Genomic DNA, 24,758 nt, shown 5'->3' with positions numbered 1-24,758 from the left:
GCTCAGGGCGACTCGCTCTTCACGCTGCGCAGTTGTGCCTCCGCGCGTTCGAGCTCGGCACGCAGCGTGCGGATCTCGTGTTCCAGCTTCTCGATACGCACTTCGCGGCTCACCGGCGCGAGCGCCTGGCAGCGCAACTGCAGCGCGCTCAGGGTGTCGGCCAGCTCGCGCCGGCGCAGCATCTGGCCGCGGGAACGGGCCAGGGCCATTTCGCGCTCGAGCACCGCTTCTTGCGCCGCGCAGTTTTCGGCATTCAACGGCTGTGCGGAGGGCTCGGCTTGTGCAAAGGCGGCGGGTATTGCCAGGGTCAACGCAAGGGCCAGGAGACGGGGTTTCGGACGCATGCCGTACGGTACCTGAACTCCTCGACGGAACAGGCCTTCACCCCTTCAGATCGCAGCCGTTCCGGTCGGCCAAGGTCGCACCTGTGATTCAGGCGCTGAAGTAGCGCGCGTCCCACTGCGCCGCCAGCTGCCGCGCCCGGTGCAGCGGCGTGCGGGCGCGCTCGAAGTCCATCACGCAGGCGACGTCCGCGGCGGCGGGGCGCGCGGGGCTTTCGTTGCTGCGGCCGTCCGTGAGCAGCCAGAGCCAGCGCTGGCGGGTCTCGTGCTTCGCCAGCAGTTGCTGCGCGCGCTGCACGCCCAGCGCCAACGGCGTGCCACCGCCGGCCGCGATGGGCGCGACCCAGTCGTCGTTCCAGGCGCTCGCGCGGCGCGGCGGCAGGCGCAGCTCGACCACGTCGCCGGCAAAGCACAGCAGCGCCACATGGTCGCGCCACTGGTAGGCCTCCTGCATCAGCGCGAGCAGCTGGCCCTTGGCGCGCGCGAGCTGGCCGTCGTGGCGCATCGAAGCCGAGCAGTCGAGCAGAAAGCAATGCAGCGTGCCGCTGCGCCCCTCTTGCGGGCGATGGCGCAGGTGCGCGGCGCGCAGTTGGTCGGCGCCGCGAGCGACGAGCGTGCGTGGCCAGTCGAAGGCGGTGCCGGGCGCGGCGGCGCCGTGCCATGCGTCCCGTTGCGTGCCCTGCCTCCGGTCACCCTGGCGTGCGCCAGCGGGTGCGGCGTCCCGGAGGCTCAGGCTTTTTTTGGGGCGGCCTGCTGCGCGGAAATCAGCGGACGCAGCGGCTTCACGCGCTCGATGCCGACGGGCTCGGGCGGCATGGCGCCCCAGTCGCCGTCGCCGGCATTGCGCGAGGGCGCGTCACTGGGGTTATGACGAGGAGCTGGCGACGCCACCGGGGGGTCCGCCGCAGCTTCGGCCATCGGATGGCGCCGGTGCAGCAGCACCGCCTCGGCGACACGCTGCACATGGTCATCAGTGATCGATGCCGCGCCCTCCCACGCCGCGAGCGCACGCGCGGAGCGCAGCATCACGAGGTCGGCACGCAGGCCGTCCACGCCGGCCGCGATGCACAGCGCGCCGACGGCTTCGTGCACGGCATCGCCATACGACAGTGCCGTTGCATCCGCCACAAGACTTCGCGCACGCACCAGCGCGGCGGCGAGCGCTGCCTCTTCATCCGCGTGTGCGGCGCGAAAGCCCTGCGGATCAGCATCGAAAGCCAACCGCGCCCGCACGATGGCCTGCCGCTCGGCCGCATCCTGCAGGTTGCGCAGCCGCACGCACAGGCCGAAGCGGTCGAGCAGCTGCGGTCGCAAGGTGCCCTCTTCCGGGTTCATGGTGCCGACCAGCACGAAGCGCGCGGCGTGCCGGTGCGAGATGCCGTCGCGCTCCACCACGTTGACGCCGCTGGCCGCCGCATCGAGCAGCGAGTCGATCAGCGCGTCGGGCAGCAGGTTGATCTCATCGACGTACAGCACGCCGCCGTGCGCGCGCGCCAGCAGGCCCGGCGCAAACTTGAGTTCATGGCCGGCCAGCGCCTGCCCGAGGTCGAGCGTGCCCACGAGGCTTTCGAGGCTCGCGCCCAGCGGCAGCGTGACGAAGGGCGCGCCGGGCAGCAGCTCGGCCAGCGCGCGCGCGGCCGTGGTCTTGGCGGTGCCGCGCGGGCCTTCGATGAGCACGCCGCCCAGCGCGGGATCGACCGCGGCCAGCAGCAGCGCCTGGCGCAGCTGCGGCTGGCCGGCAATCGCGGCAAAAGGGAACGGCACCGGCATCGGGGCGGCTGTGGTCATCGGGGGCTTCCTTCCATCTGCTGCTCGTGGTCGAGCAGCAGGTTTTCCAATTGGTTCTTGTAGTCGCCGGGCGACTGCCAGAGGCCGCGCTGCATGGCTTCGAGCAGGCGGTTGAGCATGTCCTGCAGCGCGCGCGGATTGTGCGTGTTGACGAAGTCGCGGGTGGCCTCGTCGAGCACGTAGGCGTCGGCCACCATCGCGTACTGGTGGTCGCCCACCACGCGCGCGGTGGCGTCGAAGCCGAAGAGGTAATCGACGGTCGCAGCCATCTCGAAGGCGCCCTTGTAGCCGTGGCGCTTCACGCCGTCGATCCACTTGGGGTTGACCACGCGCGAACGGATCACGCGGCTGATTTCTTCCTTCAGCGTGCGCACGCGCGGCGCCTGCGGGTTGCCGTGGTCGCCGTGGTACATCGCCGGCTGCTGCCCGCTCAGGTGGCGCACGGCGGCGGCCATGCCGCCCTGGAACTGGTAGTAGTCGTTGGAGTCGAGCAGGTCGTGCTCGCGGCTGTCCTGGTTCTGCAGCACGACGTTCATCGTGCGCAGTCGGCGCACCAGCGCATCGCCCGCAGGCACGCCGTCGCTGCCCTGCCCGTAGGCGTGGGCGCTGCCGCCGACGTAGGCCTTCGACAGGTCGTCGTCGGTCTGCCAGTCGCCGTGGTCGAACAGCGGCTGCAGGCCCGAGCCGTAGCTGCCGGGCGCGGAGCCGAACACGCGCCAGCCGGCCTGCGTGCGCGCCTCGCCGGGCGCCACGCCCTGCGCTTCGAGCGCCGCGGCCTCGCGCAGGATGCGTGCGCGGATCGGGTTGCGCTCGGCGTCTTCGTCTTCCTGCGCGGCCACGGCCTGCACGGCGGCGTCGAACATCTGCACGGCATTGGGAAAGGCATCGCGGAAGAAGCCCGAGATGCGCACCGTGACATCGATGCGCGGACGCCCGATGCCGACCGTGGGCAGCACCTCGAAATCGACCACGCGCTGGCTGCCCGGTGCCCACTTGGGGCGCACGCCGATGAGCGCGAAGGCCTGCGCCAGATCGTCGCCGCCGGTGCGCATGGTGGCCGTGCCCCAGACCGACAAGCCCAGTGCGACCGGGTAGTCGCCGTGCTCCTGCAGATGGCGTTCGACCAGTTGCGCGGCGGACTTGAGCCCGAGCATCCAGGCCGTGGGCGTGGGGATGGCGCGCGTGTCGACCGCGTAGAAGTTGCGCCCGGTCGGCAACACGTCGGGCCGACCGCGCGAAGGCGATCCGCTCGGGCCCGGCGGCACGAAGCGGCCTTGCAGTGCACGCGACAGCTGACGCAGTTCTTCCCCGCCGCACGCATCGAGCGCGGGTGCGAGGTGGCGTTCGATGCGACCCATCACGGCAGCGGTGCGCGGCAGATCGGGCGGACAGGCTTCCGCTTCGAGCAGCTGCTGGGCCAGCAGCTCCAGCCGCTCGCGCGTGTCGCCCTGGTGGCGCCACGCCTCGTCGCTCACGGCCGCCAGCAGCGCGGGCCGCGCGCCCTGCCAGGGCTTCGCCGCGTCGATGTCGAGCGGGTCGAAGGCTTCGCCCGGCAACAGGTCGGCCGCGAGCGCGCCGAGCAGCCCGGCGTTCTCGCCCGCGCCGTCGCCGGCCGGGTAGCGCGCGAGCGCGAGCAGCGTGTCGCGCCGCAGCCGCGCGCGCGGCGAGTCGCCGAACACATGCAGGCCGTCGCGGATCTGGGTTTCTTTCAGCTCGCACAGGTAGGCATCGACGCGTGCGAGCACGACATCGTCTTCCGCGCCCGGCATGCCCAGCTCTTCGACCAGGTGCTGGGCGCGCACGGTCGCGAGGATCTGCGCGCGCAGCACCTTGGCGCGGCGCGCGTCGACCAGCAGCGCGTCGTAGTACTCGTCGACCTGGCGCTCCAGGTCCTGCAGCGGGCCGTGGTTCTCGGCGCGCGTGAGCGGCGGCATCAGGTGGTCGACGATCACGGCCTGCGTGCGGCGCTTGGCCTGCGCGCCCTCGCCGGGGTCGTTGACGATGAAGGGATAGACGTTGGGCAGCGGCCCGAGGATGGCGTCGGGCCAGCAGGTGGACGACAGCGCGAGGCTCTTGCCCGGCAGCCATTCGAGGTTGCCGTGCTTGCCGACGTGGACCACCGCGTCGATGGCGAACACATCGCGCAGCCAGAAGTAGAACGCGAGGTAGCTGTGCGGCGGCACCAGCTCGGCGTCGTGGTAACTCGCGTAGTCGGCCAGACCCAGTGGCCCGAGCGCACGCGCCGGCTGGATGCCCACGAACACGCGGCCCAGCCGCAGCCCGGCGATCATGAAACGGCCCTGGCGCAGCATCGGATCGTTTTCGGGCGGGCCCCATTGCGCGTCGATGGCAGCGGCCATGCCCTCGGGCAGCGCCGCGAGGCGGGCGCGGTAGTCGGCGAGCGCGTAGCTCTGCCACGCGGGCCGTGCAGCCCATTGGGCGGGATCGTTGGCGATGCCCTCCTGCAGCCTGCGCATCAGCGCGTCGCCGTCCGCGGGCAGCGCGTCGAGCATGTAGCCCTCGGCCTGCATCGTGCGCAGGATGGCCATCACCGAGGCCGGCGTGTCCAGCCCCACGCCGCTGCCGATGCGGCCTTCGCTGCCGGGGTAGTTGGCGAGGATCAGCGCGACGCGTTTCTCATCCGCGCGCAGGCTGCGCAGCCGGCACCAGCGGCGCGCCAGCTCGGCCACGAAGGCGATGCGGTCGGGCTCGGGCCGGTAGCCGACCACTTCGGTCTGCGTGAGTTCGCAGCGGTGCGACAGGCCCTTGAAGCTCACGGCCCGCGTGACGATGCGCCCGTCCATCTCGGGCAGGGCAATCTGCATCGCGATGTCGCGCGGGCGCAGGCCCTGGCTGTCAGCCAGCCAGTCTTCGCGGTTGCCGCCGCTCACGATCACCTGCAGCACGGGCGCGTCACCGGCCAGCGCCATGGGCTCGCCGTGCTCGTCCGAAGCGCCCTGCCCCAAGGCAGCGAAGGCGGTGGTGTTGAGCACCAGCTGCACGTCGTGCTCAATGCACAACGCGCGCAGTGCAGACAGGCACAGCGGGTCTTTGAGCGAATCGAGCGCCACGGGCAGCGGGTTCAGCCCTTCGGCATGCAGCGCGGCGGCCAGCGCGTCGAAGGCCTCGGTGTTGCCCGACAGCAGGTGCGAGCGGTAGAACACCAGCGCCACCACGGGCGCGTTCGCATGCCAGCCGGCCCGCAGGTCGTCGATGCCCGCAACCGTGTGCGTCGCGTCGATGCCACCGGGCACATGCAGCGCCACCTGCGGCAGGCTGCGCGGCGGCAACGGCGCCTCGCCATGGCCCAGGCCATGGAAGGCCACCGCGCGCAGGAACTGCGCCGCGTTGCCCGCGCCCCCCGAGCGCAGGTACTGCCAGAGCTGCCGGCTCACGCCGCGCGGCACGGTGCCGCGCGCGAGCAGGTCTTCGTCTTCCTGCAGGTCGCCCGAGAACATCGCGAGCTGCTGGCCCTGGCGCTTCGCGAGTTTTTCGAGTTGCTGCAACCCATAGGCCCAGGCCGATTCGGCCCCCAGGTGATCGACCACCACCACGCGCGCATGCCGCAACACCTCGTCGACGTACAGGTCGAGCGACGCAGGCTGGCGCAGGTGCATGAGGTTGGCCAGCCGCAGCGAGGGGTAGCCGGGGTCGGTGGCCGCCAGCGCGGTGCGCGCGGCCGCGAGCAGCGCGAGCGTGGTGTCGGCCGAGCTGAGCACCACGATGTCGCCCGGCGTCTGGTCGAGCCGGGTGACGACGCTCGGATCGTCCTCGACGAAGCGTCCGGGCTGGGTGCTCAGCAGGTGCATGCGTTGATCAGGCGGGCACGGCGGCCACGCCTTCGAGCGCCTTGCGCAGCGCGGCCTCGTCGAGATCTTCGCCGATGAACACGAGGCGCGTGCGCTGCGCCTCGCCGTCGCGCCAGCGGCGGTCGAAGTGGTGGTCGAAGCGGCGGCCCACGCCTTGCACCAGCAGGCGCATCGGCTTGTTCGGCACGGCGACGAAACCCTTCACGCGGTAGATGGTGTGTTGTTCGACCAAAGCGGCCAGCACGGCGATGAGACTGTCGCGTTCCACGGGCGGCAGCTCGATCACGAGCGAGTCGAACTCGTCGTGGTCGTGGTCTTCCTCGTGGTCGTGGTGGCTCTCGCGCAGGTGGATGGTGGTCTCGGCGGCGCGGCCCTGGCCCAGCAGCAGCGCGAGCGGCAGCCTGCCTTCGGTGGCGCCGACGATCTTCACTTCGGGCGGCAGCTCTTCGCGCACCAGCGCCTCGACCTGCGCGCGCGCGGCGGCGTCCATGAGGTCGGTCTTGTTGAGCACCACGAGGTCGGCGGCCGAGAGCTGGTCTTCGAACAGCTCGTGCAGCGGCGACTCGTGGTCGAGGTTGGGATCGGCGCGGCGCTGCACGTCGACCTGCGCGGGGTTCGCGGCGAACTGACCTGAGGCAGCAGCGGGGCCGTCGACCACGGTGACCACCGAATCGACGGTGAAGATGTTCGCGATGTCGGGCCACTGGAAGGCCTGCACCAGCGGCTTGGGCAATGCGAGGCCCGAGGTCTCGATGAGCACGGCGTCGATGTCGCCGCGGCGCTCGGCGAGCTGCAGCATCACGGGCAGGAACTCTTCCTGCACGGTGCAGCAGACGCAGCCGTTGGCGAGTTCGTACAGCGCGACTTCGCGATCGTTGCCTTCGCTGTCCTCATCCTCGCAGCCGATGCCGCACCCGCGCAGGATGTCGCCGTCAATGCCGAGTTCGCCGAACTCGTTGACCACCACCGCGATGCGGCGGCCCTCGGCATTGCCGAGGATGTGGCGCAGCAGCGTGGTCTTGCCGCTGCCGAGGAAGCCCGTGACGATGGTGACGGGGATCTTGGCGTTGCTGTTGGATGTCATGGAATGGATGCTTTCAGGCGCCGAGGGCGCACAGGGAACCGGGCGCCGGCGAGCGGCGCCCCCTCTTCAGATGGGCGCGAATCAGACGGCGCTGTACAGGCGGCGCTCGACGAGGGCCGTGCCCTGCAGGCGGCGCCAGGCCTTGGCCGCAGCCAGCACGCCCAGGTCGACCAGCGGCTCGATCAGCACGACGGTCATGTAGGCCGCGCCGAAGCTGGCGATCTGGCTCAGGTTCTCAAGCCCCGTGCCGCGACCGTAGAGCGCCCAGAAGCCGACCCACACCACGATGCCGCCCTGGTAGGCCACCGACAGCTTGAAGGCCTGCTGGTAGCTGATGTCCACGTAGGCCATGTGGGCGGGAATGATGCGGCGGGCCAGCGCGGCGGTGGCGAACAGCGGCACGAGCAAGGTCGTGACGTTCATGCCGTACTGCGGCAGATCGGGTGGTGCGAAGAACAGGCTCTGGATGAGCAACCCGCCCGCCAGGCCAATGGCCGCGGGCGCGAGCCCGAACAGGAGCATCAGCGTGGTGCCCAGGATCAGGTGCACCTCGGACACGCCCACGGGATGGTGCGGGAACAGCTCGAAGAAGCAGAACACGAGCATCACGGTGAAGACCGAGCGCAGCGCCAGGCCGAGGGGCCCGTCCTTGCGCAAGGTGTCGAACGCGACTTTGCCGGTATAGGCCAGCGCGGCCGCCCCCGTGGCATAGCTGAGAAAGATCTTGGATCCGTCGACGAGACCGGGTTCGATGTGCATCACGCACCTCCTGTAATGCACCGAAGTGCGAAAGTTGATTGTTGGGGGAGGGACTGGCTTGCGCAAGTCCTTGTCATAGGTTCATGGCCGCGCATTCAGAAGCTCACCAGCGCCGACAGCTCGAACGAACGCGGCCGGCCCAGCAGCCACTGGTTGCCGCTGTTCGAGAACGAGACCGGGTACTTGCGGTCGGCGAGGTTGAAGGCGCGCAGCGCGAGCTTGAGCGACCGGTTCGCCTGCCAGCTCACGCCCGCGTCGGCCACGGTGTACGAGCCGATCCGGCGCGTGTTGGCCGCATCGACCTGCCGCGCGCCGACGTGGCGCACGCCGAACTCGGCCTCCCACTGCGGCAGGAAGCGCCAGTGCAGCCACAGGTTGGCCGCCACCTCGGGCACGCCGGTCGGCGTGTTGCCCGCGCGCGAGACCAGCGACTTGCCGACCGCTTCGTTGAAGTCGTCATAGCGCGCTCGCAACCGCGCGGCGTTGGCTTCGAGGCGCAGCGTGGAGCTCAGCGCCAGGTCGAGCGTCGCTTCGATGCCTTCGGACGATTGCTTGCCGACCTGCTGCACGACCGTCGGATCGCTCGCGTCGCGCGACAGCAGCTTGGTCTTCTCGATGCGGTAGGCGGCCACGCTCCAGGCGCAGCGGCCTTCGGCCAGCTGGCGCTTGTAGCCCACCTCGACCTGCCTGCCGGTGCTGAGCTCGAACGGTACCTGCGTGGCCGATGTGCTGATGAGTCCGGTGAGCGGATCGGCCGCGCGCGCCACCTGCGCATAGAACGACTGCGCGGCGTCGGGCGCGTAGACCACGCCGAGGCGGCCGGTGGCGTATTCAAACGTCTTGTCCAGGCGCGGGGCGCGGTTCTGCGGATCGGTGCGCACGATCTTCGCGTGGTCCCAGCGCAGGCTGCCGACCGCCGACCATTGCGCGTTGAAGGCCAGCTTGTCTTCGGCGAAGAAGGCGTAGGTGCGGGTCTTCGTTTTGTAGCGCGGCAGGTAGGCCGTGGGCGACACGTAGGAGCCGGGGTTGAACACGAAGGCGTCGACCACCGAGCGCCCGCCGTAGGGCGTGTCGCTCGCATTCAGGAAGTCGATGCGGTTCACGTCGAAGCCGACCAGCACCTGGTTCTTCAGGCCGAACAGCGCGTGCTTGAAGGTGGCGTCGGTGCGGTTGCCGATCTGCTCCTGGTCGTGGCCGATCTCCAGGTAGTCGCCGCGCGTCACGCGGTTCGTGGCGGCGCTGTAGGTGTAGGTTTCGCTGTCGCGCCAGTGGCGCTTGCTGTCCAGGCGGTAGAGCTGGTTGCGCACGGTGACGGCGTCGTTGGGCGTCCACTGCGCGTCGAGGCGGGTCCAGCGGTCGCGGTACTTCACCTCGGCATCGTCGAGGTTGTAGTTCTGCTCGCGGTTCAGGCGGCTCAGGCGGCCGTTGATGAGCGGCACGCCGAAATAGCGCTGCGGCGCCTGGCGGCCCTCGTCGTGCGAGAGCGTGAACTGCAGCTGCGGCGACACGTCGAGCCGCACCGCGCCGCCCACGGCCAGGCTCTCGGCCTCGCCGCGCACCATGAAGCCGTCGGTGGTGCGGTGGCTGATGTCGAAGCGGTACGACAGCCTGTCGTTGACCGCCCCGCCGCTGCCGAAAGCGACCTGGCGCGTGGCGTCGGAGCCCACGGTCACGAGCGCTTCGTTGCGGATCGGGCCGCGCGTGGGCTTCCTGGGCACCACGTTGATCGCGCCGCCGATGGCGCCTTCGCCGAACATCACCGAAGCCGCGCCGCGCAGCACCTCGATGCGGTCGGTCGACCAGGTGTCGAACGGAAAGGTGACGGTGCCCGCGCCCACGTACAGGCGCGTGCCGTCGTACAGCTGCATCACCGAGCCATGGCCATTGAAGCCGCGTGCCGACAGCGACGAGCCGCCGTTGCCCGGCGCCGGCGCGCCCGTGAGGCCGGTGGCGCGGCTCGCGGCCTCGACCACCGACACGTCGCCACGTGCGCGGATGGTGTCGCCGGTGAGCACCTCGATGCTGGCGGGCGTTTCGAGCGGCGTGAGGCCCAGGCGGCTGCCCGTTTGCGTGGGCTCGTCCAGGGCCAGCGGCGTGTGGCGGCTGGCCTCGATCTGCACGGGCGCGAGGCTGGGGCGGCCCGCCGCGTCACCCTCACCCGATTGGGCAACGGCTGGCCCGCATGCGAGACCGAGCCCCAGCGAAAGCGCTGAAAGGCCCGGCAGGCCCGGGCGATCGCGCAAAGGCGGCGATGCCTGATTCATTCGATTTTTCTCCGGCCCGCGTCCCCGCAGGCTCCTGACCGATCAAGGACGAAGCGGGAGAAGAGGCTGGGGGCGGTGCCGTTTCGCGCGAGGGAAAAGCGGCAGGCCCGGACACGCTCTCCCGCAGCGTCCGAAGGCGGTTGCGAAGGCCGGTATCCGGGCTCGCGGAGTGCGCCGGGGTGCACATCGAAATGAATGCACCTGGGCGCCGACACCCTCGCCTTCCCACGCCGAAGCGCAGTGGCTGCCCGGACGAAAGATCGCCGGGACCTGAGGGTGTCGAAATCCGCTGACCGTTGCGGGGGCAGCGCAGGAATGGAAGCGTCGTTCAAAAAATCGACGCCTCGCACCTGCTTCCCGTTTAACCCCGCCGCCAATCCGTGACTGGTCGTGCAGGGCACCTTCGAACCGTGGGGTGACGGATGACACCGGTGTGAACCAATGTTTCCGACCGCCGGGATTATAGGGAGCGCCTCCCCGTGGCGGCCTCAGACCGGCTTGCCGTCGGGCCCGAACAACCGCCGCAGCACCGCCACGCCGGCCACCAGCGCGTTCGAATAGGTGGCGTAGGGCTGGTGGGCGGCTTCGAGTGGCGCGTACTCATGGGTGATGTCGCCGGGCGAGCCATCGACGGCTTCCATGAGCACCCAATAGAACTCCCCCTCTTCCAGTTCATGGACGGTGAGTGCGATGTCTCTGGACGCAGGCGAAGGCGAAGGCATGACGGCAGCAGGCAAGGAGTGAAAAGAGGAAAGAGCCACCCCTGGAACGAATGAAAGGCGCCAGCGGTTGTCAGTATTCGGGCTTCTCCTACAGAGGCGGCCCGTTGCGACGCCTATGTTAGGAGCAGGGAGCGGCACCAGAAGAAGGACGCAGCATGAAACATTTCACACTTGAACCCAACATGCGCTCGAGCATCGGCGGCGCGTTTTACCCGAGCGGCCATGCCCTGGTGATGTTTCCCAGCGCGGAGGACGCGAACCGCATCGGCCACGGCCTGATCGACAAGGGCATCGTGAGCGGCGACGAGGTCTACCTGCTGCCCGCCGAGACGATCCTGAAAGAGATCACGCCCACCGTCGCGGACTCCGACAACCCCCTGCCCTCCGCCGGCACCGACGGTGCCACCGTGCGCGCCTACACCAAGCTCGCACGCGAAGGCCACACGGGCCTCTTGATCCGCACCAAGGACGGCGCAATCACCGAGCGCGTGATGGAAATGGTGCGCACCGTGCCTTATTCGATGGCGCAACGCTACCGGACGCTGGTGATCGAAGACCTGTAGCCAGCCAGCCGGCCCTCAGGCCGGCACCGCCATCGCCGCGGCGCGCTGCACCACATCACGGGCCATGGCCTGGGCGAGTTCCTGTTCGCCGAGGAACACCTTCGCGTCGGTTTCGTCGGCCAGCAAGCGCGCTTCCTGCTCGTTGTGGCTGCGCACCACGGTCTGGATGGTGGGGTTCAGCGTGCGGGCGGTTTCGATCATCTGGCGCACGTTCATGGCGTCGGGCGTGGCGACCACGAGCACGCGGGCGCGCGCCACATGCGCCTGGATCAGCACCGCCGGGTCGGCGGCGTCGCCCCACACGGCCGGAATGCCGGCCTCGCGCAGCTTCTCGACCAGTTCGCGGTTCTGCTCGGCCACCACGTAGGGAATGTCGTTCGTCTCGAGCTCGGCGGCGATGCGCCGGCCCACGCGGCCGTAGCCGACCAGCACGACCTGGCGCGACAGGTACCTGGCCTCGGTGGTCATCGGCAGCTCCGCGAGCGGGTCGCTGCGCATGTCGAGCTCGCGCGCGAACTTCGAATGCGCGTGCAGCCATTTCTGCAGCGGCGCGATGAGGCTGAACCACAGCGGGTTGGTGGCAATGGAGATCAGCGCGCCGGCCAGCACCAGGCTCTGCCCTTCCACCGGCAGCAGGCCGAGCATCACGCCCAGCCCCGCGAGGATGAACGAGAACTCGCCGATCTGCGCCAGGCTCGCACTCACCGTGAGCGCCGTGGCCAGCGGGTAGCGGAACACCAGCACCAGCGCACAGGCCGCGAGCGACTTGCCCAGCACGATGACGAGCACCACGGCCAGCACCTGCAGCGGGCGGTCCACCAGCACCGACGGGTCGAACAGCATGCCGACCGACACGAAGAACAGCACGGCGAACGCGTCGCGCAGCGGCAGCGATTCCTGTGCCGCGCGGTGGCTGAACTGCGACTCGCGCATCACCATGCCGGCGAAGAAGGCGCCCAGCGCGAACGACACGCCGAACAGCGCCGCCGAGGCAAACGCGATGCTCACAGCCGCCGCCACCACGCACAGCGTGAACAGCTCGCGCGAGCCGGTGCGCGTGACCTGCCAGAGGATCCACGGGAACACGCGCCGCCCGACCACGAGCATCAGCAGCACGAAGCCGCCGACCTGCAGCAGCGTGAGGCCCAGCGTCTGCCAGACCGGCGCGCCGTTGCTGTCGGCACTGGTGCCGCCGAGCGCGCCCGCCAGCGGCGGCAGCAGCACGAGCACCAGCACCATCGCGAGGTCTTCGACCACCAGCCAGCCGACGGCGATGCGGCCCGTGAACGAATCGAGGATGCCCAGGCTTTCCAGCGCGCGCAGCAGCACCACCGTGCTCGCCACCGACAGCGCCAGCCCGAACACCAGCGCCGCGCCCCAGCTCCAGCCCCACCACACGGCCAAGCCGCCGCCGAGCAGCGTGGCGACGACGATCTGCGCGATGGCGCCGGGCAGCGCGATCTTGCGCACCGCGAGCAGGTCGGCCAGCGAGAAATGAAGGCCCACGCCGAACATCAGCAGCATCACGCCGATCTCGGCCAGCTGCGCGGCAATGCCCGCGTCGGCCACGAAGCCCGGCGTGAACGGGCCAATGATCACGCCCGCCAGCAGGTAGCCCACCAGCGCCGGCAGCCGCAGCCGCGCCGCGAGAAAGCCGAACACCAGCGCCAACCCCAGGCCGGCGGCAATCGTGTTGATGAGGGAGACGCTGTGGGGCATCGGTCCATTTTGCAGGAACGACCCCCAACCTTTGAAGCCCGCAGGCTTTCGCGCGGCCCGCGCCTACACCCTTTTGCCGCTCGCACCGCCTATCGCAAGCATTTAGCAGTTCTATGTGCGCCGACATCTTTCTCACTGAGAATTTGAGCGGTCCCCGTCACACCCTCACACAGGAGCCTCCCCCATGAGCAACGAGAAGAAGACCGAAGCGAAGTGCCCGTTCAGCCAGGCCACCGGCGCCGGCACCACGAGCCGCGACTGGTGGCCCGAGCAGCTGCGCCTCGACCTGCTGCACCAGCACTCCGCCAAATCCGATCCGCTGGGCACCGGCTTCGATTACGCCAAGGCCTTCCAGAGCCTGGACCTCGCCGCGGTGAAACAAGACCTCGCCGCGCTCATGACCGATTCGCAAGACTGGTGGCCGGCCGACTTCGGCCACTACGGCCCACTCTTCGTGCGCATGGCCTGGCACAGCGCCGGCACCTACCGCATCGGCGACGGCCGCGGCGGCGCCGGCCGCGGCCAGCAGCGCTTCGCGCCGCTCAACAGCTGGCCCGACAACGTGAGCCTGGACAAGGCGCGCCGCCTGCTCTGGCCGATCAAGCAGAAATACGGCCAGAAGATCTCGTGGGCCGACCTGCTGATCCTCACCGGCAACGTCGCGCTCGAAACCATGGGCTTCAAGACCTTCGGCTTTGCCGGCGGCCGCGCCGACGTGTGGGAGCCCGACCAGGACGTGTACTGGGGCCGCGAGAAGACCTGGCTCGGCGGCGACGTGCGCTATTCGCAAGGCTCGCCCGGCGTCGAGAAAGACCGCGGCGTGCTCGTCAAGGACGACGACAGCAAGGTGCCGCACACCCGCGACCTCGAGAACCCGCTGGCCGCCGTGCAGATGGGCCTGATCTACGTGAACCCCGAAGGTCCGGACGGCAACCCCGACCCGATCGCCGCGGCGCGCGACATCCGCGACACCTTCGCCCGCATGGCCATGGACGACGAAGAAACCGTGGCGCTCATCGCCGGCGGCCACACCTTCGGCAAGACCCACGGCGCAGCCCCGGCCTCGCACGTCGGGCCCGAGGCCGAAGCGGCCGGTCTCGAAGACCAGGGCTTCGGCTGGAAGAACAGCTTCGGCACCGGCAAGGGCGGCGACACCATCACCAGTGGCCTCGAAGTGACCTGGACCACCACGCCCACGAAGTGGAGCAACAACTTCTTCGAGAACCTGTTCGGCTTTGAATGGGAGCTGACCAAGAGCCCCGCCGGCGCGCACCAGTGGGTGGCCAAGGGCGGCGCCGGTGCCGGCACCATTCCCGACGCGCACGACGCCACCAAGCGCCACGCACCGACCATGCTCACCACCGACCTGTCGCTGCGCCTGGACCCGGCCTACGAAAAGATCTCGCGCCGCTTCCTCGCCAACCCCGACCAGTTCGCCGACGCCTTCGCGCGCGCCTGGTTCAAGCTCACGCACCGCGACATGGGCCCGCGCGCCCGCTACCTCGGTCCCGAGGTGCCGGCCGAAGAACTCGTCTGGCAAGACCCGATTCCGGCCGTCGACCATCCGCTGGTCGATGCCGCAGACGTCGCCGCGCTGACGAAGAAAGTGCTGGCCTCGGGCCTCACGCCTGCGCAGCTGGTGTCGACGGCCTGGGCCTCGGCCTCCACCTTCCGCGGCTCCGACATGCGCGGCGGTGCCAACGGCGCCCGCGTGCGGCTGGCGCCCCAGAAGGACTGGGCCGTCAACCAGCCCGAGCAACTCGCCAAGGTGCTGACGGTGCTCGAAGGCATCCGCGGCGAGTTCAATGCGGCGCAGGCCGGCGGCAAGCAGATCTCGCTGGCCGACCTGATCGTGCTGGCCGGCGGTGCGGGCGTCGAACAGGCCGCGCGCAACGGCGGCCGTGAGGTGAAGGTGCCCTTCTCGCCGGGCCGCGCCGATGCCTCGCAGGCGCAGACCGACGTGTCGTCGTTCGAACCGCTGGAGCCCGCGGCCGATGGCTTCCGCAACTACCTGAAGGGCCGCTACAGCGTGCCCGGCGAAGCGCTGCTGATCGACAAGGCGCAGTTGCTCACGCTCACCGCGCCCGAGATGACCGTGCTGGTCGGCGGCCTGCGCGTGCTCGACACCAACGTCGGCCAGACCCGCCACGGCGTCTTCACGAAGACGCCCGGCACGCTGAGCAACGACTACTTCGTCAACCTGCTCGACATGGGCACGGAGTGGAAGGCGGTGTCGGACGCCAAGGAGGCGTACGAAGGCCGCGACCGCAAGACCGGCGAACTCCAATGGACCGGCACGCGCGTCGACCTCGTGTTCGGCTCCAACGCGCAGCTGCGCGCCATCGCCGAGGTCTACGGCGCTTCCGACAGCCAGCAGAAGTTCGTCGATGACTTCGTGGCCGCCTGGACCAAGGTGATGAACCTGGACCGGTTCGACCTGGCCTGAGGCCATCAAGACGGGCGCCCTCGGGCGCATTCACGGCGGTCGGGGGCTTTGCCTCCGACCGCCGTTTCACTTACTGCGCCATCTTCGACTCGCGCGCATTCATCAGTTCCTCGGGCTCCTGCGACTCGACCCAGCTCTCGTTGTTGAGCCCGGCCTGCAGCCGCTCGGTGTCGAGCTCGTTCGTCCACTTCGCGACCACGATGGTCGCCACGCCGTTGCCGATGAGGTTGGTCAACGCACGCGCCTCGGACATGAAACGGTCGATGCCCAGGATGAGCGCCAGCCCCGCCACCGGCACATGCCCCACCGCCGACAGCGTGGCCGCCAGCACGATGAAGCCGCTGCCCGTGACCCCGGCCGCGCCCTTCGACGTGAGCAGCAGCACGGCCAGCAGCGTGATCTCCTGCGTGAGCGTCATCGGCGTGTTGGTGGCCTGCGCAATGAACACCGCCGCCATCGTCAGGTAGATCGAGGTGCCGTCGAGGTTGAACGAGTAGCCCGTGGGAATCACCAGTCCGACGCAGGTCTTGTGCGCGCCCAGGTTTTCCATCTTCTCCATCATGCGCGGCAGCACCGACTCGCTGGACGAGGTGCCCAGCACGATCAGCAGCTCTTCCTTGATGTACTTGATGAACTTCCAGATGCTGAAGCCGTGAAAGCGCGCAATGAGCCCCAGCACCACGAAGATGAACAGCAGGCAGGTCAGGTAGAAAGTGCCCATGAGCTTGCCCAGCGACAGCAGGCTGCCCAGCCCGTACTTGCCGATGGTGAACGCCATGGCACCGAAGGCGCCGATGGGCGCGAGCTTCATGATGTAGTTGACGATCACGAACAGCACGTGCGAGCCCTTCTCGATCACGTCGAACACCAGCGTGCCGCGCCCGCCGAAACGGTGCAGCGCAAAGCCGAACAGCACCGCGATCAGCAGCACCTGCAGGATCTCGCCCTTGGCGAAGGCATCGACGATCGTGCTGGGAATCACGTTGAGCAGAAAGTCGACCGTGCCCGTCATCTTGCCGGGGCCGGTATAGGCCGCGATGGCCTTGGTGTCGAGCGTGGACGCATCGATGTTCATGCCCGCGCCCGGCTTGAGCACGTTCACCAGCACGAGGCCGACCACCAGCGCGATGCTGCTCACGACCTCGAAGTACAGGAGCGCCAGGCCGCCGGTCTTGCCGACCTTCTTCATGTCTTCCATGCCGGCAATGCCGACCACCACCGTGCAGAAGATGATCGGCGCAATGATCATCTTGATGAGCTTGATGAACCCGTCGCCCAAGGGTTTCATCGACTCGCCGAGCGAGGGGTAGAAATACCCGAGGAGCACGCCGATGACCACCGCGGTGATCACCTGCACGTAAAGGGAACGGTAAAGGGGGAGCTTCCTGGGTACTGTGCTTGTTGTATGTGCCATGACTGCCTCCTGAAAAGATGAAGGGGAAAACGCAGAAGAAAGGGTTCGTGTTGCGGGGTGCTTTCGTGGATCGAGGTGGTTTCGGGCAGGGCCCAAATGAAAAAACCCGCCGAAGCGGGTTTTGTTTTCAGGGTGCGGTGCGCATGCTCAGTGCATGTGGAGGCCGCCGTTGACCGAGAAGTCGGCGCCGGTGCTGTAGCCGCCCTCATCGGTGGCGAGCCACGAGATGATGGAAGCGATTTCGCTCGGCTCGCCCAGGCGCTTGACCGGAATGGTGGCCACGATCTTGTCGAGCACTTCCTGGCGGATGGCTTTCACCATGTCGGTGCCGATGTAGCCCGGGCTCACGGTGTTCACGGTGACGCCCTTGTTGGCCAGCTCCTGCGCCAGCGCCATCGTGAAGCCGTGCATGCCGGCCTTGGCGGCCGAGTAGTTGGTCTGGCCCGCCTGGCCCTTGGCGCCATTCACCGAGCTGATGTTGATGATGCGGCCCCAGCCCTTTTCGACCATGTCGCCCACCACCTGCTTGGTGACGTTGAACATGCTGTTGAGGTTGGTCTCGATGACCGCGCTCCAGTCTTCCGGCGTCATCTTGAGGAACATGCGGTCCCGCGTGATGCCGGCGTTGTTGACGAGCACGTCAATCGGCCCGTGGGCCGCCTTGGCGGCGGAAAAAGCCTCGACGGTGGATTGCCAGTCGCCGACATTGCCGACCGACGCATGGAACTCGAAGCCCTCGGCTTTCTGTTCGGCCAGCCATTTGGCATGGTCGCGCGTGGGGCCGCAACCTGCGACCACGGTGAACCCGTCCTTGTGCAGACGCTGGCAGATGGCTGTTCCGATGCCACCCATGCCTCCGGTGACATATGCAACTTTCTTGCTCATGAGATTTCCTTGATTGAAGCTAGCAAAAAGCCTGAACGGCCGCCTTCACTCTAGCCATTTTCAGGCCACACAACCCTGAGGGAGAACACTGAGCCAAGCTTGCAACCAGCTGTCACGGACATCGCCTCGGCGGCACTCTATATGCTTGCGGCTGCGCGACCGTGACACGGCCCCTGCCGGCCCCCCTCCCATCCAGCCACCCAGGAGTTCGCACGCATGAATTTCGGAATCATCGTCTTCCCCGAGGTCGAGGAGCTCGATTTCATCGGTCCCTGGGAAATGCTCACCATGTGGAGCAAGCTCGCTGGCGGCCCTGCCAACTGCTTGGTGGTGGCGCAAACGCACGGCCCGGTCGTCTGCGCCAAGGGGCTGTCGATCAACCCGCATGTGTCGTTTGCCGACTGCCCGCCGCTCGACTTCCTGCTCGTGCCCGGCGGCATGGGCACGCGGCGCGAGGTCGACAACCCCGCGATGGTGCAGTTCGTGGCCGCGCAGGCGCCCGGCTGCAAGGCGCTGATGTCCGTGTGCACCGGCGCCTTCGTGCTGCATGCGGCCGGCCTGCTCTCGGGCCGCACCGCCACCACGCACTGGGGATCGCTCGACCGCCTGCGCGCGCTCGGCGACGTGAAGGTGGTCGAGCAACGCTTCGTGCAGGATGGCCATGTGTGGACCTCGGCCGGCGTCTCGGCCGGTACCGATTTGATGCTGGCCTTCATCGCGCATGCCGCGGGTGAGGAAGCGGCGGCCAAGGTGCAGCTGCAGGCCGAGTACTACCCGGCCGACACGGTGTACGGCCATACCTCGAGCCACGAGCGCGCGCCGTCGTATGTGCGGCGGCCCGGGTCGCGTGCGGGCACAACCGCCTGATCGTTCTTTCTTTCGTTTGTTGGATCGATCGAACGGTCGGTCACTTCTTCTTTCTTACTTCTTTCGACCTCCATGTCCACGCCCGACCTCACCGACCTCGAACCGCTTGCCGTGCTCGCCGCCCGCGTGGGGGCGACGCTGCGCGAGCGGCGCCAGACGGTGGCGGTCGCCGAATCGTCGGCCGGCGGCCTGGTCTCGGCCGCCCTGCTCGCGGCGCCGGGCGCCTCGGCGTACTTCCTGGGCGGCGCGGTCATCTATTCGCGCCGCGCCGGAAAGGCCCTGCTCGGTCTCACGCCCGAAGACATGGGCGACATGCGCGGCGAGACCGAGCCCTATGCGCGCTTCATGTCGGGCCGCATCCGTGATGCGCATCGATCGAAGTGGGGCCTCTGCGAAAGCGGTGCGGCGGGGCCGTCGGGCAGCCCGTACGGCGACGCGCCCGGGCATGTCTGCATCGCCGTGACCGGCGCGGACGGCCTCGTGGTCAGCCGCACGATCGAAACCGGCGCGACCGACCGGCCGTGGAACATGGATGTGTTCGCGCGGCTGTTGCTGAAGCTGTTCGAGGAGACATTGCAGACGGCCGGTGACGCATGACCGAGACGGTGATATCGGCCGCCTCCGAAGAAGAGGTCCGCTCCGGCGTCCTGGGCCGCCGGTTGCGCGAGTTCAACTACGGTTTCGTCGGCGAGTACCCCGAGAGCCAACCCGTGTGGCTGAACGCCAAGGATGCACAGGGCCGCCTGATGGGTGGCCTGCGCGGCTTCGTGTTCCTCGAATGGCTGCGCATCGACGTGCTGTTCGTCGAAGAGGAAGCCCGGGACACCGGCCTGGGCCGCCGCCTGCTCGCGGAGGCGGAAGCGCGCGGCAAGGCGCTGGGTGCCGGGAATGCCGCGCTCGAAACCTTCGAGTGGCAGGCGCGAGGCTTCTACCTGAAGCAGGGCTATGAAGAGTTCGCCCGCATCGACAACTACGCGCGCGGCAACTACCTTGCCTACATGAAGAAAAAGCTGTGAGCCCGGGGCATCACTGCCCCGCAACTCAAACTGCGATCTTCAATCCGCCTGCACCCCCGCAGCCCGGATCACCTTCCCCCACTTCTCGATCTCCGCCGCCAGGTGGCTGCGCAGCGCCTCGGGCGTGACCTTGTCCATCGGCACGGCCTCGGTGCTCAACTCGGCGAAGCGCTTCTTCACGTTGTCGTCCTGCAGCGCGGCGCGCAGGGCCACATTGAGCTTGTCGATCACAGCCGGCGGCGTGCCCTTGGGCGCGTACACGCCGTGCCACACCTTCACATCGAAGCCCTTGAGGCCCTGCTCGTCGAGCGTGGGAATGTCGGGCATGCTCGACAGGCGCTTGGGCGTGGTCACGCCGAACACCTTCACGCGCTGGCCGTCCTTGATGACGGGCGCGGTCTGCGTGGTCTGGTCGCACAGCAGGTCGACCTGCCCGCCCATGAGGTCGTTGAGTGCGGGGCCTGCGCCCTTGTAGGGCACGGTCGTGAGCTGCACGCCGATCTGGTGCGCGAAGAGCATGCCGCACAGCTGCGACACCGCACCGATGCCCGCGTTGGCGAGCGAGACCTTGTCCTTGTTCGTCTTCACGTAGGCCAGCAGCTCCTTGAAGTTGTTGGCCGGAAAGTCCTTGCGCGACAGCAGGGTCATCGGCACGTCCATGACCTGGCCGATGTACTCGAAGTCTTTGAGCGGGTCGTAGTTGAGCTTCTTGTAGAGCGCGGGCGCGGTGGCCATGCCCATGTGGTGAATGAGGATGGTGTAGCCGTTGGGCGCGGCCTTGGCCACGCGGGTCGGCGCGATGGTGCCGCCCGCGCCCACGGTGTTCTCGACCACCACGGTCTGGCCGAGCGACTTGCCCATGGGCACGGCGAGCATGCGCGCGACCACGTCGGTGGGGCCGCCGGCCGAGTACGGCACGACCATCACGACGGGCTTGTCGGGCCACGCGGCCTGCGCGGCGGCGGGCGATGCGGCGGCGAGCAGGCAGGCGCCCGCCGAGGCCGCGATGAGGGCTTTCAGTTTCCAGGTCTTCGTTGCGTTCACTTCTTTGTCTCCTTTTGGCTTGTCGATGAATCAGTGGGCCGGCGATGAATCGCCCGGGCCTTGCGGTGCCGCCAGCGCGAGCCAGCGCTCGGCCAACCGCACCACGGGCCCGTCGACCATGCGGCCGTCGAGGCTCACGACGCCGCCGCCGGCCGCGCGCACGGCCTCGGTCACGCGGTGCGCCCAGGCCACCTCGTCGGCCGTGGGCCCGAGTGCGGCCTGCACGGGCGCGACCTGCTCGGGATGGATGCAGAGCTTGGCGCCGAAGCCGCCGCGCCGGGCGCGCGCGGTGTCGGCGGCAAGGCGCTGCGCATCGCGCCAGTCGGGCGTGACGCCGTCGATGGGCGTGGCCAGCCCGGCGCGGCGCGACGCCAGCACGAGCGCGAGGCGCACGGCTGTCAGCTCGACCTCGTCGGCGTCGCAGGCCATGCCAAGGTCGGCCTGGAAATCGAGGTGGCCGAAGGCCAGCCGCAGCACCTGCGGCGCGCCCGCGATGGCATCGACTGCGGTGAGCCCCGCGGCCGATTCGATGAGTGGCACCAGCACGGCCTTCGGCCCGACGGTGGCGGCGAGCCGATGCAGTTCGTCGGCGTGCTCGGCCTTGGGCAGCACGATGCCGGCGATGTGTCCGTCGGCGATCCAGCCCGCTGCGCGCGCGCAGTCGTCGCCATGCCACGGCGTGCCGCTGGCGTTCACGCGCACGAGCAACCGCCCTCGCCGGTCGGCAGGCAGCGCGGCGAGCGAGGCACCGAGCGCGTCGCGCGCCTCGGCCTTGCGCGCGGGCGCCACGGCGTCTTCGAGGTCGATGATCACGGCGCTCGCGCCCGTCGACAAGGCGCGCGCATGACGCTCGGGCCGGTCGGCCGGCACGAAGAGAAAGGCGCGCGCCAAAGCGAGCGCTGGATGGGCCGGCTCGCTCATACCGCCCCGGCAGCGCGCAGCGTCGCGATCGCGTCGTCGCCACGGCCCAGGCTGCGCAAGATGGCGTCCGTGTGCTGGCCGACCGCCGGCACCGGGTCCATGCGGTAGTCGAACGCGCTCTGACGACCGGCGGGCAGCAGCGCCGGGATGTCGCCGGCCGGCGAACCCACCTGGCGCCAGCGCTCGCGCGCCTGCAGCTGCGGGTGCGCCCACAGCCCGGCCATGTCGTTCATGCGCGCATTGGCGATCTGCGCCGTGTCGAGCCGTTCAAGCACCTGCGCCGCGCTGAGCGCGCCAAAGGTGTCAACGATGAGCGTGCGCAGCGCCTCGCGGTGTTCGTTGCGCCGCGCGTTGCTGTCGAAGCGCGGATCGGTCGCAAGCTCGGGGCGCAGCAGCACCTTGTCGCAGAAGGCGCGCCACTCGCGCTCGTTCTGCAGGCCCAGCATCACGGTGCCGCCGTCGCCTGCGGGGAACGGGCCGTAGGGATAGATGGTCGCGTGCGAGGCGGCGCTGCGCGGCGGCGGCGGTGCGCCGTCGTAGGCGTAGTACATCGGGTAGCCCATCCACTCGGCGAGCGATTCGAGCATCGACACGTCGATGTGCGAGCCCTTGCCCGTCTTGCCGCGCTGCATCAGCGCCGCAAGGATGCCGGTGTAGGCGTACATGCCTGCCGCGATGTCGGCGATGGAGTTGCCCGACTTGCACGGGTCGTCGGGCGTGCCCGTCACCGACAGGAAACCGGCCTCGCTCTGGATCAGCAGGTCGTAGGCCTTCTTGTCGCGGTACGGGCCGTCTTCGCCGTAGCCCGAGATGTCGCAGACGATGAGCGCGGGGTGCTTCTCCTGCAGCACCTGCGCGCCCAAGCCCATGCGCGCGGCGGCGCCGGGCGCGAGGTTCTGCACCAGCACGTCGGCGCCGGCCACCAGCTCCTGCAGCACGGCAAGCGCGGCGGGCTGCTTGAGGTCGAGCGTGAGGCTTTCCTTCGAGCGGTTGACCCACACGAAGTGCGAGGCCTCGCCGTTCACGCGCTCGTCGTAGGCGCGCGCAAAGTCGCCGCCGCCGGGGCGCTCGACCTTGATGACGCGCGCGCCGAGGTCGGCGAGCTGGCGGGTGCAGAACGGCGCCGCGATGGCGTGTTCGAGCGAGATGACGGTGATGCCGTCCAGGGGTCTTGTCATGGGCGTCTTTCTTTCCTTGCGTCAGGCGAGCACGGCCGTCGCCTGCATCGTGAGCCAGCCGTCGGCGTCTTCGCCCCACAGGCTGAAGGTCTTGCCGTCGGTGCTGCCTTCGGCGGGCTTGCCGTGCACGCGGAACGGCGCGATGTCGAAGGTCGGGCGCACGGCGCGGAACTCGAAGCGCGCCAGCTGCGCATCGGCCGGCGCGTTGCGGCGCAACAGGTCGACCAGCAGCGTCGCGATCAGCGGCCCGTGCACGATGAGGCCCGGGTAGCCCTCGACCTGCGTCACGTAGCGGCGGTCGTAATGGATGCGGTGGCCGTTGAAGGTCAGCGCCGAGTAGCGAAACAGCAGCACGTCGTCAGGCACGAGGTCGCGGCTGAAGGTGGCGTCCTTCGGTGCGGGCGTGGGCGGCGGCGTGGCTTCGCCGGGCGCGGCGGCGGCGCGGTAGACGATGTCGTGCTCTTCAGTCAGCGCGAGCCCGCGCGCGTTGCGCACCTCGTGGCGCACCAGCACGAACACCAGCTCGCCCGTGCGGCCCGCCTTGTGCGTGACCGAGGCGATGGTCGACGTGCGCTCGATCGCATCGCCCACCTGCAGCGGATTGCCCGGCTCCCACGTCAGCCGGCCACCGGCCCACATGCGGCGCGGCAGCGGCACGGGCGGCAGGAAGCCGCCGCGCCTGGCATGGCCGTCTTCGCCGATCTCCGACTGGCGGTGGTGCGGCAGGAAGTAGAGCCAGTGCCACAGCGCGGGCAGGCGCGTGCCCGCCTCGGGCAGCGGGTCGTCGCGGTCGAGCGTGGCGGAGAGCGCGCGCACGGGCGCGGCGGTGAGGTCGTCGCGCAGCGTTTCGCTGCGGCCCTGCCAGGCCTGCAGCCGCGCGAGGGCTTCGGCGTCAATGAGTGGAGAAGTCATGGCGTGAGTGGCAAGAAGAGAAATGAGTGGCCGGGTCAGTCGACCGCAGCGCCCGAGGCCTTGACGATGCGCGCCCACTTGGCGAGGTCGGTGCGCAGCAACGCCGAGAACTGCTCGGGCGAGGTGGGCGCCGCGATCTCGACGCCTTGCTGGTCGAGCTTGTCGCGCAGGTCCTTGGCCGCGAGCGCCTTGCGCGTCGCGTCCTGCAGGGTGGCGAGCACGTCCGCCGGCACGCCCGCAGGCGCGAACAGGCCGATCCACAGCGTGCCGTTGTAGCCCGGCACCTGCTCGGCGATGGCGGGCACGTCGGGCAGCACGGCCGAGCGTTTTTCACCGCTCACGGCCAGCGCGCGCAGCTTGCCGGCCTTGATGTGCGCCAGCGCCGAAGGCAGGCTCGCGAACACGATGGGCAACTGCCCGCCGAGCACGTCGTTGATCGCAGGCGCCACGCCCTTGTACGGCACGTGCTGCAGCGAGATGCCGCCCATGCTGTTGAGCATTTCGCCCAGCAGGTGGTTGAGCGTGCCGTTGCCGGCCGAGGCGTACTGGTAGTTGGCGCCCTTCTCGCGCGCCAGCTTCAGGAATTCGGCGAAGTTCTTCGCGGGGAACGACGGGTTCACCAGCAGCACGTTGGGCACCGCGCCAATCAGGCCGACGGGCTTGAAGTCTTTCTCGGGGTCGAAGCCCGGGTTCTTGTAGAGCGCGGGGTTGATGGCCTGGCTGCTGCTGATCGTCATGAGCAGCGTGTAGCCGTCCTTCGGGCCCTTGGCGACCAGCTGCGTGCCGATGTTGCCGCCCGCGCCGGGGCGGTTGTCGACCACCACGCTGGCGTTGTTCAGCACCTCGCCGAGCTTCTGGCCCACGAGGCGGCCGACGATGTCGTTGGTGCCGCCCGCGGCCTGCGGCACGACGAGGGTGATGGGGCGCGAGGGATAGGTCTGGGCGGTGGCCGGGCCGGCGGTCAGCCACGTGGCGGCGGTGAGTCCGAAGGCGAGCAACGCGCGGGCGCGGAATCTCATCGGGATA

The 24,758-nt window shown here is 69.1% G+C and carries 21 protein-coding genes and 1 riboswitch; of the genes, 5 read left to right on the top strand and 16 right to left on the bottom strand.

All coding sequences use genetic code 11. The features are described 5' to 3' along the window. Positions 1-2 precede the first annotated feature (2 nt). From GFK26_RS20415 to GFK26_RS20380, 8 genes are all read right to left on the bottom strand, one after another. On the bottom strand, positions 3-311 hold the full coding sequence (locus tag GFK26_RS20415) for a DUF1090 family protein (RefSeq protein ID WP_228121715.1): 309 nt from the start codon (positions 309-311) through the stop codon (positions 3-5). A 121-nt stretch (positions 312-432) separates the two neighbouring features. Then, positions 433-846: a vWA domain-containing protein gene (locus tag GFK26_RS20410; protein ID WP_416222502.1), complete on the bottom strand. Its 414-nt coding sequence runs from the start codon at positions 844-846 to the stop codon at positions 433-435. Positions 847-1,070: 224 nt separating this feature from the next. Continuing rightward, positions 1,071-2,129, bottom strand: a complete 1,059-nt coding sequence (locus GFK26_RS20405) for an ATP-binding protein (RefSeq protein ID WP_153283581.1) — start codon at positions 2,127-2,129, stop codon at positions 1,071-1,073. Beyond that, complete coding sequence (gene cobN / locus GFK26_RS20400) at positions 2,126-5,938, bottom strand: cobaltochelatase subunit CobN (RefSeq protein ID WP_153283580.1); 3,813 nt, start codon at positions 5,936-5,938, stop codon at positions 2,126-2,128. The genes GFK26_RS20405 and cobN overlap by 4 nt, the downstream gene beginning before the upstream one ends. Before the next feature lie 7 nt (positions 5,939-5,945). Further along, complete coding sequence (gene cobW / locus GFK26_RS20395) at positions 5,946-7,022, bottom strand: cobalamin biosynthesis protein CobW (protein ID WP_153283579.1); 1,077 nt, start codon at positions 7,020-7,022, stop codon at positions 5,946-5,948. 81 nt (positions 7,023-7,103) lie between these two features. After that, a complete protein-coding gene (locus tag GFK26_RS20390; RefSeq protein ID WP_153283578.1) occupies positions 7,104-7,781 on the bottom strand; it encodes an energy-coupling factor ABC transporter permease in 678 nt (225 codons plus the stop codon). A 95-nt stretch (positions 7,782-7,876) separates the two neighbouring features. Beyond that, complete coding sequence (locus GFK26_RS20385) at positions 7,877-10,045, bottom strand: TonB-dependent receptor (RefSeq protein ID WP_153283577.1); 2,169 nt, start codon at positions 10,043-10,045, stop codon at positions 7,877-7,879. A gap of 129 nt (positions 10,046-10,174) precedes the next feature. Then, positions 10,175-10,465, bottom strand: a riboswitch (cobalamin riboswitch). A gap of 68 nt (positions 10,466-10,533) precedes the next feature. After that, the gene (locus tag GFK26_RS20380; protein ID WP_153283576.1) at positions 10,534-10,767 is read right to left on the bottom strand and encodes a hypothetical protein; all 234 of its coding nucleotides are present in this window, start codon (positions 10,765-10,767) and stop codon (positions 10,534-10,536) included. Positions 10,768-10,922: 155 nt separating this feature from the next. Between GFK26_RS20380 and GFK26_RS20375 the strand changes: the two genes are divergently transcribed. Beyond that, positions 10,923-11,330 carry a hypothetical protein gene (locus tag GFK26_RS20375; RefSeq protein ID WP_153283575.1) on the top strand — a complete coding sequence of 136 codons (408 nt, stop codon included), beginning with the start codon at positions 10,923-10,925 and terminating at the stop codon, positions 11,328-11,330. A 15-nt stretch (positions 11,331-11,345) separates the two neighbouring features. Here the strand turns inward: GFK26_RS20375 and ybaL are convergent, their stop codons facing one another. Next, positions 11,346-13,049, bottom strand: coding sequence for a YbaL family putative K(+) efflux transporter (gene ybaL, locus GFK26_RS20370; protein WP_153283574.1), 1,704 nt, complete (start codon positions 13,047-13,049; stop codon positions 11,346-11,348). 184 nt (positions 13,050-13,233) lie between these two features. Between ybaL and katG the strand changes: the two genes are divergently transcribed. Next, a complete protein-coding gene (katG, locus tag GFK26_RS20365) occupies positions 13,234-15,495 on the top strand; it encodes a catalase/peroxidase HPI (RefSeq protein ID WP_153283573.1) in 2,262 nt (753 codons plus the stop codon). 70 nt (positions 15,496-15,565) lie between these two features. Here the strand turns inward: katG and GFK26_RS20360 are convergent, their stop codons facing one another. Then, positions 15,566-16,909, bottom strand: a complete 1,344-nt coding sequence (locus tag GFK26_RS20360) for a dicarboxylate/amino acid:cation symporter (RefSeq protein ID WP_153283572.1) — start codon at positions 16,907-16,909, stop codon at positions 15,566-15,568. 147 nt (positions 16,910-17,056) lie between these two features. Further along, positions 17,057-17,794: an acetoacetyl-CoA reductase gene (gene phbB, locus GFK26_RS20355; RefSeq protein WP_042579370.1), complete on the bottom strand. Its 738-nt coding sequence runs from the start codon at positions 17,792-17,794 to the stop codon at positions 17,057-17,059. Positions 17,795-18,010: 216 nt separating this feature from the next. Here phbB and GFK26_RS20350 point away from each other — a divergent pair, with 216 nt between their 5' ends. The 3 genes from GFK26_RS20350 to GFK26_RS20340 all read left to right on the top strand — a co-directional run bounded on the left by GFK26_RS20350 (position 18,011) and on the right by GFK26_RS20340 (position 19,677). Continuing rightward, entirely contained in the window at positions 18,011-18,661 is a 651-nt protein-coding gene (locus GFK26_RS20350; protein WP_153283571.1) for a DJ-1/PfpI family protein, read from the top strand. 72 nt (positions 18,662-18,733) lie between these two features. Beyond that, complete coding sequence (locus tag GFK26_RS20345; RefSeq protein WP_153283570.1) at positions 18,734-19,258, top strand: CinA family protein; 525 nt, start codon at positions 18,734-18,736, stop codon at positions 19,256-19,258. Continuing rightward, complete coding sequence (locus GFK26_RS20340; RefSeq protein ID WP_153283569.1) at positions 19,255-19,677, top strand: GNAT family N-acetyltransferase; 423 nt, start codon at positions 19,255-19,257, stop codon at positions 19,675-19,677. The genes GFK26_RS20345 and GFK26_RS20340 overlap by 4 nt, the downstream gene beginning before the upstream one ends. Before the next feature lie 39 nt (positions 19,678-19,716). Here the strand turns inward: GFK26_RS20340 and GFK26_RS20335 are convergent, their stop codons facing one another. From GFK26_RS20335 to GFK26_RS20315, 5 genes are read right to left on the bottom strand one after another with little or no spacing between them, the layout of a single operon-like run. Continuing rightward, positions 19,717-20,721, bottom strand: coding sequence for a tripartite tricarboxylate transporter substrate binding protein BugD (locus GFK26_RS20335; RefSeq protein WP_153283568.1), 1,005 nt, complete (start codon positions 20,719-20,721; stop codon positions 19,717-19,719). 30 nt (positions 20,722-20,751) lie between these two features. Further along, on the bottom strand, positions 20,752-21,642 hold the full coding sequence (locus GFK26_RS20330) for an HpcH/HpaI aldolase/citrate lyase family protein (RefSeq protein ID WP_153283567.1): 891 nt from the start codon (positions 21,640-21,642) through the stop codon (positions 20,752-20,754). Further along, positions 21,639-22,820 carry a CaiB/BaiF CoA transferase family protein gene (locus GFK26_RS20325; protein WP_099790353.1) on the bottom strand — a complete coding sequence of 394 codons (1,182 nt, stop codon included), beginning with the start codon at positions 22,818-22,820 and terminating at the stop codon, positions 21,639-21,641. The genes GFK26_RS20330 and GFK26_RS20325 overlap by 4 nt, the downstream gene beginning before the upstream one ends. A 21-nt stretch (positions 22,821-22,841) precedes the next feature. After that, complete coding sequence (locus GFK26_RS20320; protein WP_153283566.1) at positions 22,842-23,732, bottom strand: FAS1-like dehydratase domain-containing protein; 891 nt, start codon at positions 23,730-23,732, stop codon at positions 22,842-22,844. Positions 23,733-23,767: 35 nt separating this feature from the next. After that, positions 23,768-24,751: a Bug family tripartite tricarboxylate transporter substrate binding protein gene (locus tag GFK26_RS20315; RefSeq protein WP_153283565.1), complete on the bottom strand. Its 984-nt coding sequence runs from the start codon at positions 24,749-24,751 to the stop codon at positions 23,768-23,770. Between the last annotated feature and the right edge of the window lie 7 nt (positions 24,752-24,758).

Origin of the sequence: Variovorax paradoxus, assembly GCF_009498455.1 — a bacterium.
GTDB classification, from domain to species: Bacteria; Pseudomonadota; Gammaproteobacteria; order Burkholderiales; family Burkholderiaceae_C; genus Variovorax; species Variovorax paradoxus_H.
Note: the sequence above shows the minus strand (reverse complement) of the source record. Positions and strands in the feature narration are given on the sequence as shown.

Coding starts and splice junctions, on each gene's coding strand:
- GFK26_RS20410 (WP_416222502.1), bottom strand. CDS start 846: ATGCGCCACGACGGCCAGCTCGCGCGCGCCAAGGGCCAGCTGCTCGCG.
- GFK26_RS20405 (WP_153283581.1), bottom strand. CDS start 2,129: ATGACCACAGCCGCCCCGATGCCGGTGCCGTTCCCTTTTGCCGCGATT.
- cobN (WP_153283580.1), bottom strand. CDS start 5,938: ATGCACCTGCTGAGCACCCAGCCCGGACGCTTCGTCGAGGACGATCCG.
- cobW (WP_153283579.1), bottom strand. CDS start 7,022: ATGACATCCAACAGCAACGCCAAGATCCCCGTCACCATCGTCACGGGC.
- GFK26_RS20390 (WP_153283578.1), bottom strand. CDS start 7,781: ATGCACATCGAACCCGGTCTCGTCGACGGATCCAAGATCTTTCTCAGC.
- GFK26_RS20385 (WP_153283577.1), bottom strand. CDS start 10,045: ATGAATCAGGCATCGCCGCCTTTGCGCGATCGCCCGGGCCTGCCGGGC.
- GFK26_RS20380 (WP_153283576.1), bottom strand. CDS start 10,767: ATGCCTTCGCCTTCGCCTGCGTCCAGAGACATCGCACTCACCGTCCAT.
- GFK26_RS20375 (WP_153283575.1), top strand. CDS start 10,923: ATGAAACATTTCACACTTGAACCCAACATGCGCTCGAGCATCGGCGGC.
- ybaL (WP_153283574.1), bottom strand. CDS start 13,049: ATGCCCCACAGCGTCTCCCTCATCAACACGATTGCCGCCGGCCTGGGG.
- katG (WP_153283573.1), top strand. CDS start 13,234: ATGAGCAACGAGAAGAAGACCGAAGCGAAGTGCCCGTTCAGCCAGGCC.
- GFK26_RS20360 (WP_153283572.1), bottom strand. CDS start 16,909: ATGGCACATACAACAAGCACAGTACCCAGGAAGCTCCCCCTTTACCGT.
- phbB (WP_042579370.1), bottom strand. CDS start 17,794: ATGAGCAAGAAAGTTGCATATGTCACCGGAGGCATGGGTGGCATCGGA.
- GFK26_RS20350 (WP_153283571.1), top strand. CDS start 18,011: ATGAATTTCGGAATCATCGTCTTCCCCGAGGTCGAGGAGCTCGATTTC.
- GFK26_RS20345 (WP_153283570.1), top strand. CDS start 18,734: ATGTCCACGCCCGACCTCACCGACCTCGAACCGCTTGCCGTGCTCGCC.
- GFK26_RS20340 (WP_153283569.1), top strand. CDS start 19,255: ATGACCGAGACGGTGATATCGGCCGCCTCCGAAGAAGAGGTCCGCTCC.
- GFK26_RS20330 (WP_153283567.1), bottom strand. CDS start 21,642: ATGAGCGAGCCGGCCCATCCAGCGCTCGCTTTGGCGCGCGCCTTTCTC.
- GFK26_RS20325 (WP_099790353.1), bottom strand. CDS start 22,820: ATGACAAGACCCCTGGACGGCATCACCGTCATCTCGCTCGAACACGCC.
- GFK26_RS20320 (WP_153283566.1), bottom strand. CDS start 23,732: ATGACTTCTCCACTCATTGACGCCGAAGCCCTCGCGCGGCTGCAGGCC.
- GFK26_RS20315 (WP_153283565.1), bottom strand. CDS start 24,751: ATGAGATTCCGCGCCCGCGCGTTGCTCGCCTTCGGACTCACCGCCGCC.